Origin of the sequence: Lysinibacillus sp. NPDC058147, from assembly GCF_042884205.1 — a bacterium.
Lineage (GTDB): Bacteria > Bacillota > Bacilli > Bacillales_A > Planococcaceae > Lysinibacillus.
Window position 1 is genome coordinate 917353 of sequence record NZ_JBHVUJ010000001.1, and the last position, 16726, is coordinate 934078.

The 16726-nt window shown below is 39.3% G+C and carries 13 protein-coding genes; all 13 read left to right on the forward strand.

The window, feature by feature from the left end:
• Positions 1-79: 79 nt before the first annotated feature.
• The 13 genes from ACFVT8_RS04385 (at position 80) to rbsK (ending at position 16647) form a co-directional block, all read left to right on the forward strand.
• Positions 80-1255 carry an amino acid deaminase/aldolase gene (locus ACFVT8_RS04385; RefSeq protein WP_387081780.1) on the forward strand — a complete coding sequence of 392 codons (1176 nt, stop codon included), beginning with the start codon at positions 80-82 and terminating at the stop codon, positions 1253-1255.
• Positions 1243-2565, forward strand: coding sequence for a D-arabinono-1,4-lactone oxidase (locus tag ACFVT8_RS04390; RefSeq protein ID WP_387081779.1), 1323 nt, complete (start codon positions 1243-1245; stop codon positions 2563-2565). The genes ACFVT8_RS04385 and ACFVT8_RS04390 overlap by 13 nt, the downstream gene beginning before the upstream one ends.
• Positions 2566-2921: 356 nt before the next feature.
• Positions 2922-4592, forward strand: a complete 1671-nt coding sequence (gene ilvD, locus ACFVT8_RS04395) for a dihydroxy-acid dehydratase (RefSeq protein ID WP_387081778.1) — start codon at positions 2922-2924, stop codon at positions 4590-4592.
• Between the two features lie 572 nt (positions 4593-5164).
• Complete coding sequence (gene ilvB / locus ACFVT8_RS04400) at positions 5165-6931, forward strand: biosynthetic-type acetolactate synthase large subunit (RefSeq protein ID WP_387081777.1); 1767 nt, start codon at positions 5165-5167, stop codon at positions 6929-6931.
• Positions 6928-7443, forward strand: a complete 516-nt coding sequence (gene ilvN, locus ACFVT8_RS04405; protein WP_049664470.1) for an acetolactate synthase small subunit — start codon at positions 6928-6930, stop codon at positions 7441-7443. Before ilvB ends, ilvN begins: the two co-directional genes overlap by 4 nt.
• 97 nt (positions 7444-7540) lie before the next feature.
• Complete coding sequence (gene ilvC, locus ACFVT8_RS04410) at positions 7541-8575, forward strand: ketol-acid reductoisomerase (protein WP_387081776.1); 1035 nt, start codon at positions 7541-7543, stop codon at positions 8573-8575.
• On the forward strand, positions 8562-10100 hold the full coding sequence (locus ACFVT8_RS04415; protein ID WP_387081775.1) for a 2-isopropylmalate synthase: 1539 nt from the start codon (positions 8562-8564) through the stop codon (positions 10098-10100). Before ilvC ends, ACFVT8_RS04415 begins: the two co-directional genes overlap by 14 nt.
• Positions 10101-10291: 191 nt before the next feature.
• Positions 10292-11392 (forward strand): 3-isopropylmalate dehydrogenase, encoded by a 1101-nt coding sequence (leuB, locus tag ACFVT8_RS04420; RefSeq protein ID WP_387081774.1) that lies wholly within the window; start codon positions 10292-10294, stop codon positions 11390-11392.
• Positions 11393-11408: 16 nt separating this feature from the next.
• Positions 11409-12818 carry a 3-isopropylmalate dehydratase large subunit gene (leuC, locus tag ACFVT8_RS04425; protein WP_387081773.1) on the forward strand — a complete coding sequence of 470 codons (1410 nt, stop codon included), beginning with the start codon at positions 11409-11411 and terminating at the stop codon, positions 12816-12818.
• A gap of 30 nt (positions 12819-12848) precedes the next feature.
• Positions 12849-13439 (forward strand): 3-isopropylmalate dehydratase small subunit, encoded by a 591-nt coding sequence (gene leuD / locus ACFVT8_RS04430; RefSeq protein ID WP_387081772.1) that lies wholly within the window; start codon positions 12849-12851, stop codon positions 13437-13439.
• An 856-nt stretch (positions 13440-14295) separates the two neighbouring features.
• Positions 14296-15507, forward strand: a complete 1212-nt coding sequence (locus tag ACFVT8_RS04435) for an MFS transporter (RefSeq protein WP_387081771.1) — start codon at positions 14296-14298, stop codon at positions 15505-15507.
• Positions 15504-15677 carry a DUF2197 domain-containing protein gene (locus tag ACFVT8_RS04440; protein ID WP_387081770.1) on the forward strand — a complete coding sequence of 58 codons (174 nt, stop codon included), beginning with the start codon at positions 15504-15506 and terminating at the stop codon, positions 15675-15677. Before ACFVT8_RS04435 ends, ACFVT8_RS04440 begins: the two co-directional genes overlap by 4 nt.
• Positions 15678-15768: 91 nt before the next feature.
• Positions 15769-16647 carry a ribokinase gene (gene rbsK / locus ACFVT8_RS04445; protein ID WP_387082537.1) on the forward strand — a complete coding sequence of 293 codons (879 nt, stop codon included), beginning with the start codon at positions 15769-15771 and terminating at the stop codon, positions 16645-16647.
• The last annotated feature ends 79 nt before the right edge of the window (positions 16648-16726 follow it).

Genomic DNA, 16726 nt, shown 5'->3' on the forward strand with positions numbered 1-16726 from the left:
TAGAATTTGCATAGAAAAAACTTCTAAAAGGAAATTCTCTGAAATATCAAAGACAAAGTACAAACAAAGGAGTGATAGGATGACCACTAGATTTGATCGAGCGTTCCATGAACTAGAACGTCCATTTGCTTGGGTGGACCTTGATGCACTGGATCATAATATTTCAACTGTACACAACGCTTGTGGGGAGAAAAATATACGTATTGCGACGAAATCAGTTCGTTCTGTGGAGATATTACGATATTTACAAAAAAATCTACCCAATGTGACGGGATTTATGACGTTTACAGCGGCAGAAACGTTATTTTTACTGCAACAGCATTTTAACGATTTATTGCTAGGATATCCGGTGATGGAAGAAGCTACTGTTCGTCAGTTATTGCACTTTGTGAAAGCTGGGAAAACTATCACTTTTATGGTGGATAAGCAAGAGCATGTCAAATTTTTGGCGGAGCTCGGGCAAGAGCTAGGTGTTCGTGTGCAGGTATGTATTGATATTAATGTATCCAATGATTTTAAGCTGCTTTATTTTGGTACAAAACGCTCTTCGCTTCATTCACTTGAGTCACTAACGCCATTCCTCGAATTTATTAAAAATCAAGTATTTATTGAGGTAGTTGGAGCAATGGGCTATGAGGCTCAAATTGCAGGAGTCGGTAATCGTCCAGTTAATGCTGTGAAAGGAAAACTGATTGAAGTAATGCAATTGCAAGCTAAAAAGCAAGTTACCCAGTTTCGTAGATTAGCCATTGCACATATAAAAGCGTATTTTCCAAGCTTACACTTTGTAAATGGTGGAGGTTCAGGAAGTATGGCGTACACGGCACAACAGAAAGAGATAACGGAAATTACAGTTGGCTCTGCATTTTATGCACCAGCTTTATTTGACCAATTTACGCATCTACGGCTGGAAAAGGCAGCTGGATTTGCTTTAAGTGTAACAAGAAAGCCTGAAAAAAATATTGTTGTTTGTCATGGTGGAGGTTATACAGCATCTGGAGCAATCAGTGCTGATCGATTACCCGTATTCTATGAACCCACTTTTTTTTCATATCTTAATCTAGAAGGAGCAGGAGAAGTTCAGACACCCGTTAAGGTAAAGCGTAAAAAAGTTAACATAGGAGACACGCTATATTTTCGACATGCGAAAGCTGGTGAACTGTGTGAAAGATTTCAAAAACTACATGGAATTAAAGGAGACAAGTATGTAGGAGCTTATACAACCTATAGGGGGGATGAACAATGTTTTCTATAGATAAGTGGAAAAATGGTGAGAAATGGACAAACTGGGCTGGTAATGTCATCTCTTATCCGTCTGAGATGTATTTACCTCGATCTATTGAAGAGGTTACAAAGATTGTGAAGCATGCACGTGAATCAGAAAAAACGATTCGTGTCACAGGTGCAGCTCACTCCTTTAGCGCTGTTGCGATGCCTGAGCATATAGCACTTTCGTTACATAATATGCGTGGGCTCATAGCTGTGAACGAAGAGAAGCAAGAAGCGACACTTTGGGGTGGAACGTATTTGTATGAAATTGGACCATTACTTGCGAAGCATGGATTTGCCCTTATAAACATGGGGGATATTCAAGAGCAAACGATTGCAGGAGCAGTGTCAACGGGTACCCATGGAACTGGTGTAACACTCGGTTCATTATCCTCAGCTGTAACAAGATGGGGGTTTGTTGATGGTACAGGTATTTATAGGGAGCATATGAGAGGAATGGACGATTTATCTGAAGCTTCACATCTTTCACTAGGGATGTTGGGTGTGCTTGTGAAAGTAACGATTAAGGTGATACCACTATATAGCTTACATTATGTTAGCACAAAAGATACGTTAGAAAATGGGCTGGCGATATTTGCTGAAGATATTCGACAAAATCGACATGTTGAGTGGTTTTATTTCCCGGGCAGCGAAACAATTCAAGTGAAACGTATGAATGCTATAGCGCCTGTTTATCAGAGTAATTGGAATAAGAGAATCGAAACATTGAAGCTTCAAATAGTAGAGAACGGTGCTTTTTTTGCTATGTCCGAGCTCTGTAAATGGAAGCCTTCGTTTAGTGGAGCTATGAGTATATTAGCAGCAGCCAATGTTATGGAAGGGGAGAAAACGGGGATAAGCTATGAAATTTTTCCGTCTCCACGTAGCGTCAAGTTCCAAGAAAGTGAATACGCTATTCCATTAACGCAATTTGATGCATGTATGGAAGAGGTTCACGCAACTTTTAATAGTGGAATTTTTAATGTGCATTTCCCGATAGAATGTCGAACAACAGCGGGAGAAGCAGGTTTTTTAAGTCCTACCCAAGGACAAGAATCGGCGTTTATTGCTTTTCACATGTATAAAGGAATGCAGGAAGGACCGTATTTTGAATGGGTCCATACGATGATGAAGAAATATAAAGGACGACCACATTGGGGCAAACTAAGTCATTTGAATGCTAAATATGTATATGAGCTATACCCTAATATCGAAAAATTTTTAGCAATTCGAAGTCAATATGATCCCTATAATGTGTTTTTAACAGGGTACTTAAGAAAATTATTTACAATGTAAGCGCTATATCATTAAATAACTAATCATTCACTTTTGAAGGATTCGGAAACATCTTTGAAAGATTATTGAAAAAATTAAAATTTGAACGAAATGTCAAAATATTTATCAAAGCGAGATAAAAGTGATGCTTAATCAGCATGAAAACGATTTCAAATTTTACTGATTTTTTAAATTGTTTGAACAATTCGAAAAATACTGTTGACGAGACCTTTTTTTCGTACTATGATTACAACAATTTAACACGTTCGTTACAGGAGTTAGTCGTCTTCTAGGCGATTGACATATACGTAAAAACGGAATAGACAGAACATTTTGTATATAGCAACGAACATAGCAATAAATGAGGGGTGTTTAAAATGAGAAGTGACATGATTAAAGTAGGCGTAGATCGTGCGCCACATCGAAGTCTTTTATATGCAACAGGCAAAGTAAAAGCGAAAGATTTAGGCAAGCCATTTATTGGGGTTTGTAATTCTTATATCGACATTATACCAGGTCACGTTCATTTACGTACATTTGCGGATGTTGTCAAAGAGGCCATTATTGAAGCAGGTGGTATACCATTTGAATTTAATACAATCGGTGTAGATGATGGTATTGCAATGGGGCACATTGGAATGCGTTATTCTTTACCAAGCCGTGAAATTATCGCAGACTCAGCTGAAACGGTTATTAATGCACACTGGTTTGATGGAGTATTTTATATTCCTAACTGTGACAAGATTACACCAGGAATGTTAATGGCAGCAGTTCGTACAAATGTACCATCAATTTTCGTATCTGGTGGTCCAATGGAAGCTGGTACTTCTGCTACTGGCAAGCAGCTTTCATTAACTTCAGTTTTTGAAGGTGTAGGGGCTCATAAATCAGGCAATATGTCAGCTGAAGAGCTGTTAGATATTGAAAACAACGCATGCCCAACATGCGGTTCATGTTCAGGTATGTTTACAGCAAACTCTATGAACTGCTTAATGGAAATGCTAGGAGTAGCTTTACCGGGTAATGGAACAATCGTAGCTACTTCTGAAGAGCGCCATAAGCTTATTAAAGAGGCTGCCAAACAATTAGTCCGTATGATTAAAGAGGATATCAAGCCTCGTGACATTATTACTAAAGAAGCAATTGATGATGCATTTGCACTTGATATGGCGATGGGTGGTTCGACAAATACAGTCCTCCATACATTAGCAATCGCCAATGAAGCTGAAATCGATTATAACATTGAAGATATTAATAAAGTTGCAGAACGTGTTCCATATCTAGCGAAAATTATGCCTGCTTCAGATATTTCAATGGATGATATTAATAAAGCGGGTGGCGTTAGTGCCATTATTAACGAATTAACATCTATTCCAGGTGCCATTCACCCAGATCGACTAACAGTTGCTGGAGTGACAATGGGTGAACTTGTAAAGGATTATCATATTACAAATGATGAAGTTATTCGTACGAAAGACAATCCGTATAGCCCAGTTGGTGGTTTATCGGTGTTATTTGGTAATATCGCGCCAGATGGTTCAGTCATTAAAGTAGGAGCTGTAGACCCTTCTATCAAAGTATTCAGAGGCGAAGCAATCGTCTTTGATTCACAAGAAGCGGCACAGGAAAATATCGATAACGGTACTGTCCAAGAGGGCCATGTAGTCGTCATTCGTTACGAAGGACCAAAAGGTGGCCCGGGGATGCCCGAAATGCTTGCACCAACGTCTGCGATTCAAGGTCGCGGTCTTGGCACAAAAGTTGCGTTAATCACAGATGGACGTTTCTCAGGTGCATCTCGTGGTATTTCAATCGGACATATTTCACCAGAGGCTGCAGAAGGCGGTCCAATCGCTTTAGTAGAGAACGGTGATATTATCACTATTGATCTACCAAATCGTACAATCAATTTAGAAGTTTCAGATGAAGTATTAGCTGAACGTCGCGCAAAACTACCGGTATTTGAACCGAAAATTAAGCGCGGATGGCTAGCAAGATATTCAAAATTAGTAACAAGCGCCTCTACAGGTGGCGTTATGAAAATTTAACTTCTTTCAGAAGTTAAAGCCTCCGGCGGATGTCATGGAATCGGAAAGGAGTTCTTTGTGCAAGCACAAAGCCGATTCCAGACGCAATTATGCCAAGGCACAATTGAAAAAGATAAAGCGTTGATGAGGTTAAAGGTTCTAGAGCCTTGTATTTACCAGAGAGCCGGTCGTGCTGGAAGCCGGCGATACAACTAGATCCGACATCCCCTCTGAGTGGGCTATTAAACGCGTGTTCGCCATTAGATAGCTCCGGGCATAATCGAAAGTGCTCGTTATTAATGAATAAATAATTTATGACACCGTATTGGATGCGAATGATTTCGCATTGGTGCATAAATGTTAATATTTATTCACGAGGTAGCAATTATTTGCTATAAAAAAGGGTGGTACCATGGAAAGTCTTTTTCATCCCTACGTAAGGTAATTCTTTGCGTGTGGAGAAAAGGGCTTTTTATTTTTTTACGGCATAAGAAAGAGTCTGTCATCTCTTTTCAAGGAGATAACCAGCTTGTAACACTTCAATGATGCGCATTACTGATGTGAAATTGAATGATAAGAAGGAGGCATATTTGATGAGTACGAATGTTTCTATCAATGAAAAAGAAGAATTAGCAACAGCAGCAAAAGCTGAGCAAACCTATCAAGCGAAAGATGGTGCTGACGTATTAGTTCAAGCACTGCATGAACAAGGTGTTGAAATTGTTTTTGGTTACCCAGGTGGAGCAGTACTGCCAATCTATGATGCAATGTATAAAAATCCGATTCGTCATATTTTAACTAGACATGAACAAGGTGCAATCCATGCAGCGGAAGGTTATGCACGTGTTTCCAATAAAACTGGTGTTGTTATTGCAACAAGCGGCCCAGGGGCAACAAATTTAGTAACTGGTATTGCAGATGCGATGATTGATTCCATCCCATTAGTTATATTCACAGGTCAAGTTTCAACATCAGTGATTGGTACTGATGCTTTCCAAGAAGCGGACATTATGGGAATTACGACACCAATTACGAAGCACAATTATCAGGTGCAGGACGTTAATGATATCCCACGTATTGTTAAAGAGGCTTTTCATATTGCAAGCACTGGTCGAAAAGGCCCTGTTGTAGTGGATTTCCCGAAGAACGTTTCTCAAATGTTATTTGATGTGGAGAACCCACCACAGGCTCCTGACGAAATATATTTACCAGGTTATCAGCCAACTTACAAACCAAATTATTTACAAATTCAAAAGGCAATTCAGGCGATTTCATTGGCCAAAAATCCAGTCATTTTAGCTGGAGCTGGTGTCCTCTTTGCAGATGGCAAAGAAGAGTTAACAGCATTCGCTGAAAAATACCAAATTCCCGTAGCAAACACTCTACTAGGACTTGGTTCAATCCATGGTGAGCATGAATTATTCATCGGTATGGCAGGAATGCATGGAACTGCAACAGCGAACACAGCTATTACAAAATCAGATTTATTGTTGAATATCGGAGCTCGCTTTGATGACCGTTTAACGGGTAACTTAGCAACATTTGCTCCAAATGCAACAATCGTACACATCGATATTGATCCAGCAGAAATTGGAAAAAACGTTCCGACAGATATTCCGATCGTTGCAGATGCCAAAGAAGCATTAAAAGCATTATTGAAAAAAGACTTTGATGGTCCAGATACAACAGAATGGCTAGCATTCTTAAATAATCATGCAAGGGAATATCCATTATGGTACAGCAAGGAGCCAGGGGACAAAGAAATTTTACCGCAGGAAGCATTAGAGCTTGTGCATAAAATTACTGAAGGTGACGCAATTGTCACTACAGATGTTGGTCAGCATCAAATGTGGGCTGCACAATATTATCGCTTAAACAATGATCACGGATGGGTAACGTCTGGTGGACTTGGTACGATGGGCTTCGGCTTCCCAGCTGCAATTGGCGCCCAGTTTGCGAAGCCAGACAAAAAAGTTGTTTCCATTGTAGGTGATGCAGGATTCCAAATGACTGCGCAAGAGCTTTCTATACTACAAGAATTCAACTTACCGGTAAAAATAGTGATTTTAAATAATAGCTGTCTAGGAATGGTGCGCCAATGGCAAGAAACATTCTATGAGGAGCGTTATTCATCTTCATTAATGCCGATCCAACCAGATTTTGTTAAATTAGCGGATGCATATGGTCTTAAGGGCTACCGAATTAACACAATCGATGAAGCGGAGAGTATTTTCCGTGAGGCACTACTTTCTGATGAGCCAGTGTTAATTGATTGTCGTGTAAAACAGAGCCAATGTGTTTATCCAATGGTAGCACCAGGTAAAGGCCTACATGAAATGATTGGGGTGAAAAAGAATTGAAACGAGTAATTACAGTAACAGTGATTAACCAAAGCGGTGTGTTAAATCGTGTAACAGGCTTACTGATGAAGCGTCAATTTAATATTGAATCAATCACAGTTGGTCATACAGAACAGCCAAACTTTTCGAAAATGACTTTTGTTGTAAACGTTGAGGATGAGCGTAAAATTGAACAGCTAGTGAAGCAATTATCAAAGCAAATTGATGTGTTAAAGGTCAATGACATTACAGATAAATCAATCGTGCTACGCGAGTTAGCGCTTGTAAAGGTAATTTCACCACCAAATTTACGACTGGAAATGAATTCAATTGTTGAACCATTTCGTCCACAAATTATTGATACAGCGAAAAACGTTGTCACCTATCAAGTAGTAGGAGATCCAGATAAGATTGATGCCTTTATTGAACTAATTCGACCTTATGGTATTAAAGAATTAACGCGCACAGGTGCTACTGCATCTGTTCGTGAAACACAAAAAATCTCAAATACGCAGCTCTCTATTTTAAAATAGTTTGCATATAAAAATTCATAGCTTTGGATCCATAGCCTTTAGGCTTAATGGCATCCGAAGCTGAAAAAACAAACCCAAAATTAGGAGGAAACAAACTATGGCTACAATGTACTATGAACAAAACATCAACGAGGAAGTATTAAAAGGGAAAAAAATCGCAATCATCGGTTATGGTTCACAAGGTCACGCACATGCATTAAATCTTAAAGAATCAGGGTTCGATGTAGTAGTAGGAGTTCGTCCAGGCGGATCTTTCGATGCAGCAAAAGCGGATGGATTAGATGTAAAAACTGTTGCTGAAGCAGCACAAGAAGCAGATGTTATCCAAATTTTACTTCCAGATGAGCGTCAAAAAGCTGTATATGAGGTTGAAATAGCTCCACATCTTGAAGCGGGTAAAGCAGTTATGTTTGCACACGGCTTCAACATTCACTTCGGTCAAATTACACCGCCAGCAGATGTGGACGTATTCCTAGTTGCACCGAAAGGACCAGGACACTTAGTTCGTCGTCAATTCCAAGAAGGTGCTGGTGTTCCAGGATTATTCGCAATTCATCAAGATGCAACTGGCCAAGCAAAAGATTTAGCTCTTGCATACGGTAAAGGTATTGGTGCAGCTCGTGGTGGTTTACTTGAAACAACATTCAAAGAAGAAACTGAAACTGATTTATTCGGTGAGCAAGCTGTACTTTGTGGTGGTGCTACACAATTAGTAAGAGCAGGTTTCGAAACTTTAGTAGAAGCAGGCTACCAACCAGAATTAGCATACTTTGAAACACTTCACGAACTAAAATTAATTGTTGACCTAATGTTTGAAGGTGGTATGGCAACAATGCGTTACTCAGTATCAGATACAGCAGAGTGGGGTGACTATGTTGCAGGACCACGCATTATCGATGAATCAGTTAAAGCCCGTATGAAAGATGTATTAACAGATATCCAAGATGGTACATTCGCTCGCCGTTGGATTCAAGAAAATGAAAACGGTCGTCCAGAATATACAAAATTCAAAGAAGCTGGTGCAAACCACCAAATCGAAGAAGTTGGTGCTAAATTACGTGCTATGATGCCATTCATCAACGAAGGTAAAGAAAAAGTTGTGAGAGAAGTGGCTGCAAGTGCGAAAAATTGATATTTTCGATACAACCCTTCGCGACGGCGAACAATCTGCTGGTATTAATCTAAACACCGCAGAGAAGATTGAAATCGCCAAGCAACTGGAGCGCCTAGGAGTGACAATTATTGAAGCAGGTTTTCCTGCTTCGTCACCCGGTGACTTTGAGGCGGTAAACCGTATTGCTGGAACAGTGAAAAACACGATCGTAACAGGTTTAGCTCGCTGTGTACAAAAAGATATCGACACAACTTGGGAAGCCATTAAAGTGGCTGAACAACCACACATTCATATTTTCCTAGCAACTTCTCCAATTCATATGGAATACAAGCTAAAAAAATCACCCGATCAAGTGGTAGAACAAGCGGTTGAAGCCGTTAAATATGCAAAAAAATTCTTTCCACTTGTACAATGGTCTGCTGAAGATGCATTCCGCTCAGATCATGAATTTTTAGTACGTATTATGAATGAAGTTGTTGCGGCAGGTGCGACAACCATTAATGTACCTGACACAGTAGGTTATGCATCGCCACAAGAATATGGTGCATTATTTAAATTCCTGCTTGAAAACGTAAAAGGTGCTGAACAGGTGAAATTCTCTGCACATTGCCATGATGATTTAGGTATGGCAACCGCTAACACGATTGCTGCCATTGAAAATGGTGCCTCACAAGTAGAGGGTACGATTAACGGTATCGGCGAGCGGGCTGGGAATGTTGCACTTGAAGAAATCGCAGTTGCCCTTCATATCCGTAAAGATATTTACCCTGTAGAAACAGGTATTCATTTACAAGAAATTAAGCGTACTTCTCAATTAGTCAGTAAGCTCACGAATGTGGTTATTCAGCCAAACAAAGCTATTGTTGGTAAAAACGCATTTGCACATGAATCAGGTATTCACCAAGATGGTGTATTAAAAAATCCTGAAACATATGAAATTATTTCACCGGCCCTTATTGGTGAAGGGGAGGTACCTCTCGTTCTAGGTAAACACTCAGGTCGTGCTGCATTCCGTGACCGAGCAGACACAATGGGCTTCAACCTTTCGGATGAAAAACTAAATAAAGCATTTACAGAATTTAAAAAGCTTGCTGATCGTAAAAAAGAAATTACAGAAGAAGACTTACTAACGCTTCTTACTGAGCAACAAGTTCAAATAGAAGATGTTCCACTTTACGAACTAAAGATGGTACAGGTGCAATATGGTACAGAAAATATACCAACAGCAACAGCGATTGTTTTAACACCAGAAGGTTTGGAAAAGACAGTTGTGGCAACAGGTTCAGGATCGGTGGAAGCTATTTTTAATACGCTTGAGCAACTTGTTCAAGGAGATATTCATGTGATTGATTATCGAGTTAAGTCCGTTGGCAAGGGACGAGATGCATTAGGAGAAGCTGTAATTAATATTCGATATGATGGTATTTCAACAACCGGGCGAAACTCATCACAGGATGTTTTAGAAGCATCGGCAAAAGCTTATTTAAATGCCATTAACCGTCATTTAATACAAGCAAGCCTTCGTACACAGCCTGTCAGTTAATCAATCATCAAGCTTTTTGTGAAGGTCGCGCAGATTTTAATGGTAGTGAATTGAGTCAGCATCATTCACATCCCAAACGCAATTTGGCCAATTAGGTGTAGTCGTAATATTGATGACCTCACCTATTAAATAGGAGAGAGTCTAACTAAAATAGCGTAGTTCAACGCTATACAAAGAAAGGTGTTTTGACGATGGAGAAAAAAATTACAGTACTTCCTGGTGACGGAATAGGGCCAGAGGTTGTTGCTTCTGCTGTACGTGTATTACAGGTGATTGGTAAGCGATTCAACCATACATTCCATTTAGGTTATGCAACAATCGGAGGCGCTGCCATCGACCAACACAATAATCCACTACCAGACGAGACGATTGAGATGTGTGAAAATAGTGACGCAGTTTTACTAGGAGCCGTTGGTGGTCCAAAATGGGATAATAATCCACCTGAATTACGTCCAGAAAAAGGATTGCTACGTATTCGTAAACACTTTGACTTATTCGCAAACCTACGTCCAGTAAAGGCGTTCCCGAGTTTACTAGAGGCTTCACCATTAAAGCGTGAAGTAGCCGAAAACGTCGATTTAATGATTGTACGTGAATTAACAGGCGGCGTATACTTCGGGGAACCACGTATGCGTACTGAGAATGGCGCGATTGATACAACTGTTTACTCAACTGCTGAAGTTGAACGTATCGTTGAAAATGCCTTTGAATTAGCACGTTTACGTGGAGGCAAATTATGCTCTGTTGATAAAGCCAATGTACTTGAAACGAGTCGTCTATGGCGCGAAGTTGTAGAAGCGAAGAAAAAAGAGTATCCAGATGTCCAAGTGGAGCACAATTTAGTAGACTCAGTTGCTATGAAATTAATTACAAATCCTAGTCATTATGATGTAGTCGTTACTGAAAATATGTTTGGGGATATTTTAAGTGATGAAGCATCTGTTATTACAGGCTCTTTAGGTGTACTTCCATCTGCATCTATTCGCGGGGATAATTTCGGTCTATATGAACCAGTACATGGCTCAGCACCAGAAATTGCAGGCCAAGGTGTTGCAAATCCAGCCGCAACAATACTTTCAGTTGCCATGATGCTACAATATTCATTTGGCTTAAGAGAAGAGGCTGCAGAAATTGAACGTGCAGTAAGTGCAGTATTTGATGATGGCTATTTCACGGCAGATCTTGCACGTGATGGCAGTCGTATACTATCAACGAATGAATGGACAGATAAAGTCATTAACGAGATAGATACAAGCTTTGTTTCAGAAAGCATTATGACAACATACATTTAAGAAATAGGTGAAGATAATGGGCAAAAATATAATTGAAAAGATTTGGGATAAACATGTTGTTTATCAGGAAGAGGGCAAACCGGACCTGTTATATATTGATCTCCATTTAATTCATGAAGTAACTTCTCCGCAAGCCTTTGAAGGTCTACGAATGAACGGACGTCAAGTGCGTCGTCCAGATTTAAGCTTTGCAACAATGGATCATAATGTACCTACAAAAAATCTACCAACGATTCATGATCCAATTGCACGCAACCAAATTGAAACGTTAGCTAAAAATGCTGAAGAATTTGGCGTTGAGCTTGCAGGAATGGGGCATCCTGATCAAGGGATTGTTCACGTAATTGGACCAGAGCTAGGTTTAACTCAGCCTGGTAAAACGATTGTCTGTGGTGACTCCCATACGTCTACCCATGGTGCGTTCGGAGCGATTGCCTTCGGGATTGGTACATCTGAGGTAGAACATGTATTGTCAACACAAACTCTGTGGCAAAATAAGCCGAAAACAATGGAAATTCGTGTAGAGGGTGAGCTACCTGTAGGGGTCGCTGCAAAAGATATTATTCTAGCGATTATCTCTAAATTCGGTATCGCGGTCGGTACAGGACATATTATGGAATTCACTGGAGAGGCTATCCATAAGCTTTCAATGGAAGAACGGATGACAATTTGTAACATGTCAATCGAGGCGGGAGCAAAGGCAGGGCTAATTTCTCCTGACCAAACGACTGTTGACTATATCCGTGGTCGCAAACATGCTCCACAAGGAGAAAAGTTTGAGGAAGCAGCAGATTATTGGCTAAGCTTAGCATCCGATGAAGATGCAACATATGATACAGTTCGAATCATTCAAGCAGAAGAAATTGAGCCAATTATCACTTGGGGAACAAATCCGTCAATGGGTTCAGGTGTTTCAAGTAACGTTCCAACACAGGCAGATTATGAGGATGAGTCAGATAAAGCTGCTCTTCACAAAGCACTTACCTATATGGGCTTAGAGGAAGGTCAACCATTAACTTCAATCGATATCCAACACGTATTTATCGGTTCCTGCACAAACTCACGCATCAGTGATTTACGTGCAGCGGCAGATGTTATTAAAGGACGTAAGGTGCATGAAAATGTAACAGCGATCGTTGTGCCTGGCTCATATTCGACGAAAATACAAGCAGAAGCAGAAGGATTAGATAAAATCTTTACAGCTGCTGGATTTGAATGGCGTGAGACAGGTTGCTCTATGTGTCTGGCAATGAATGATGATGTAGTACCAGCTGGTGAACGCTGTGCATCAACATCAAACCGTAACTTTGAAGGACGTCAAGGAGCTGGTTCTCGTACACATTTAGTATCACCACCAATGGCAGCAGCAGCTGCAATTGCTGGTCACTTTGTGGATGTTCGTGAATTCGTAAAGGAAACTGTGTAATTTCCATTTACACGGAAAGGATGAATGAAAATGGAACCAATTAATATCGTAAATAGTGTAATAACACCACTCGATCGTAAAAATGTCGATACAGACCAAATTATTTCAAAAGAGTTTTTAAAGCGTATTGAGCGTACAGGTTTTGGGCAATTTTTATTTTACCATTGGCGCTTCGATGCAGATGGTAATGAAATAAAGGACTTTGTGTTAAACAAATCTGAATTTAAAGACTCTAAAATTTTAGTAGCTCAAGATAACTTCGGCTGTGGTTCATCTCGTGAACATGCACCGTGGGCCATCTTAGATTACGGTTTCAATGTAGTGATTGCACCATCATTCGCAGATATTTTCCATAATAACTGCTTCAAAAATGGAATTTTACCAATCAAACTAACTGAAGCAGAGTGTGACGAAATTTTAGCGAAAGGCTTAGAAAAACCGTACACGATGGAAGTCAATCTTGAAGCACAAACGGTAACGGGTGAAGATGGTACAGTTTATAATTTTAGCATCGATCCTTACTATAAAGAAACATTGCTGAATGGTTTGGATGAAATCGCCCTAACCTTTAAATACGAAGAACAAATCGCTGCTTACGAAGCAGAACGTATTGCATTCTAATAGATGAAGAGAGTTCATTTTGACTGAAGACATATTAAGTTGTCTTCAGTTTTTTTATTGCAGAGAAAAGGAATTGCATTGAATTAAGGGGGAAATGCTCGGGTAGCGGGGAGAAGTGATCGGGTGGAGAGAAGAAGTGATCGGGTAAAGGCCGAAACTGCTCAGGTAGCGAGAAAAAGTGATCGGGTGAGGGCCGAAACTGCTCGGGTAGAGAGAAAAATGATCGGGTAAAGGCCGAAACTGCTCGGGTAGAGAGAAGAAGTGATCGGGTAAAGGCCGAACTGCTCAGGTAGAGAGAAGAAGTGATCGGGTAAAGGCCGAAACTGCTCGGGTAGCGAGAAAAGTGATCGGGTAAAGGCCGAAACTGCTCAGGTAGCGAGAAAAGTGATCGGGTAAAGGCCGAAACTGCTCAGGTAGCGAGAAAAGTGATCGGGTGAGGGCCGAAACTGCTCAGGTAGAGAGAAAAAGTGATCAGGTAAAGGACGAAATTGCTCGGGTTTGAATGTAAACTACTCAGGAGTGGAGAATATTAGCAAATGACTAATCCTTACCACTTTACATAATAAAAATACAGCTTTAGTTATTTTAATGTTTATTTTTGTAAAAAAAGCATAACTAATTGATGCAATATTTTGATAATATAGAGGTATAGCTAATAAATGGAATGTTATCCAGCTTGTTGCTGGAAGTTAGGCATGACAATTGTTAAAAGCTATGTCATGTATATAAGTTGATTTCTGTTTCGACTGAATGCCCTTAGGAAATCTCCCAGCCGGAATGGAATTCAACCCCACGTAATGGTAATTAGTTATTTATTACCAAAAATGTTTTTGGAAAGAGAAAGGAGGGAGCTTGAATGATAATCCTTCGAAAATACAGTTTATTAATTGGGGGTTTAGGGTTTTCCAATTTAGGGAACTGGATCTACCTTGTAGCGCTAAATTTATTTATATGGCATTTAACACAATCGCCTGCTGCGATGGCAGGAATCTTTATTGTCGGACCAATAGCAAGAGTTTTAACAAGTTTGGTAGCTGGCTCTTTCATTGATCGTATGAATAAACGCAGGCTGATGATTGCAACTGATATTATACGAGGTTTCATTGTTTTTTGTATGCCATTTATGGAATCTATTTGGCTCATCTATACGCTGTTATTTTTAGCGAATATAGCGAGTAGTTTCTTTGGGCCTAGCAGTACATATTATATTACAAAGCTTGTTCCTTCAGAAGATAGACAACGATTCAACGCAATACTTGGCACGTTCAATTCAGGCTCATTTTTAGTAGGTCCAGCACTTGCGGGACTCCTCATCATGCTTTTTAATACAACAATTACGATTTGGTTTAACAGCCTTACATTTTTTGTTTGTGCTATGATCATTTACTTATTACCTGACGTAGATGATGTAAAGGAAACTTCACAGCAGCGCATTACTTGGCAACTATTAAAAAGTGATTATCTAGTGGTACTAAACTTCATTCGACGAAATTCATTATTTATTACGATTTATTTTCTGTTTCAAAGTACGTTAATGATTGCATTTGCGCTTGATTCTCAGGAAACAACATTTATAAAACAAGATTTGGCTTTATCCGATAGCTTATATGGTGCCTTTGTCAGTAGTGCAGGAGCCGGAGCAATTGTAGGCGGAATGGTTGCTGCAAGCTTCGCCAAAAAATCATCGACCCGATCATATATGGCTTTTGGTTTGTTCTTGACAATGTTGTTTTATACAGCTTTTTATGCTTCGACATCAAGTATATTGGCATTTGTAAGTTTAGTTTTTCTAGGTTTTTTTATGGCATTTAGTAATACTGGTTATGAAACGTTTTATCAGCAAAATGTACCACCTGAAATGATGGGGAGATTCGGTAGTATTTCTAGTATATTTCAAAATATTTTACAAATTTCTTTTACATTATTATTAGGTCTGTTTGCAGAGTTATTTACACTTCAAATGACTTCAATTATTTTCGGTATTATAAGTATTTTATTGTCGGTCTTATTATATTTTGTGCTATATTCCAAAAAAAACTACATTGGCTTAAAGGAGGAAATATCATGATTAGCTATAAGGTTCATTGTATTTTTTGTAAGCAAATATTTGAAGTTGTAGAAGGAACAAGGAAATATAAACTATATAAAGAAAATATGAACGGGAAGTTTTCCTGTGAAGATTGTGATAGAAAAATTGAGCTAGAGGCAAGGAAAGGTTTATTGGGAAAACTTAATTGAACATAACCCCATAATTTTCAAATGTAAATGACCTGTCTTTCTATTGTTTTCTCAGTTAAAATGGAAAATAAAATGGAAGGTAGGTCAAATGATGATTACAGTAATAGGTAGCATAAATATGGATTTAGTTGTTCAAATGGGAGTTTTTCCAAAGCAGGGAGAGACAATTTTAGGTAAAGATTTTCAAACGATTCCAGGAGGAAAAGGGGCTAATCAGGCAATTGCAGCGGCACGTCTTGGAAGTGAAGTTACAATGATAGGTTGTGTAGGCTCCGATAGTTTTGGAGAAACATTGCGCACTGTTTTACAGCAAGAGTATATTCAAACTGAAGCTATTACAAACGTATCTGCACCTACTGGTATTGCTAATATTTTAATCTACAATAACGATAACCGTATCATAGTAGTGCCTGGGGCAAATTATGAACTAAAGCCTGCGCATATAGATGCAGTGAAGGAAATCATTCAAAAAAGTCAAATGGTCATTATGCAGCTAGAAATCCCAGTGGAAACGACTGCTTATGCAATAAAACTTTGTAAAGAAGCGAATGTACCTGTTTTATTAAATCCAGCACCAGCGGCTAATTTTGATGTGCAATGGATGGAGAATATTACTTATATTACTCCAAATGAAACGGAGTGTGCGGAAATTTTTGGAGATGATGTTGAACAAATATTAGAAAAATATCCTAATAAAATGATTGTTACGTTAGGTAGTGACGGCGCACGCTATTTTGATGGTGAATATCCTATTCATGTTCCGGGCTATTTGACTAAAGCGGTAGATACAACAGGTGCAGGAGATACGTTTAACGGTGCACTTGCTTATGCATTAGTAGAAGGGCAAACATTGGATCAGGCAGTGTATTTTGCAAATATTGCAGCTTCATTATCAGTAGAGAAATTCGGTGCACAAGGTGGAATGCCAACTCTTGGGGCGGTTTACGCACGTATGGCGGGTGTTGAATAAAGAGAAGACTAGCTCTATTATTATTTCTTTTAGTCTAAAATGGGTAATGATATCTGAGATAGTAGGTATTAAAGTGTAA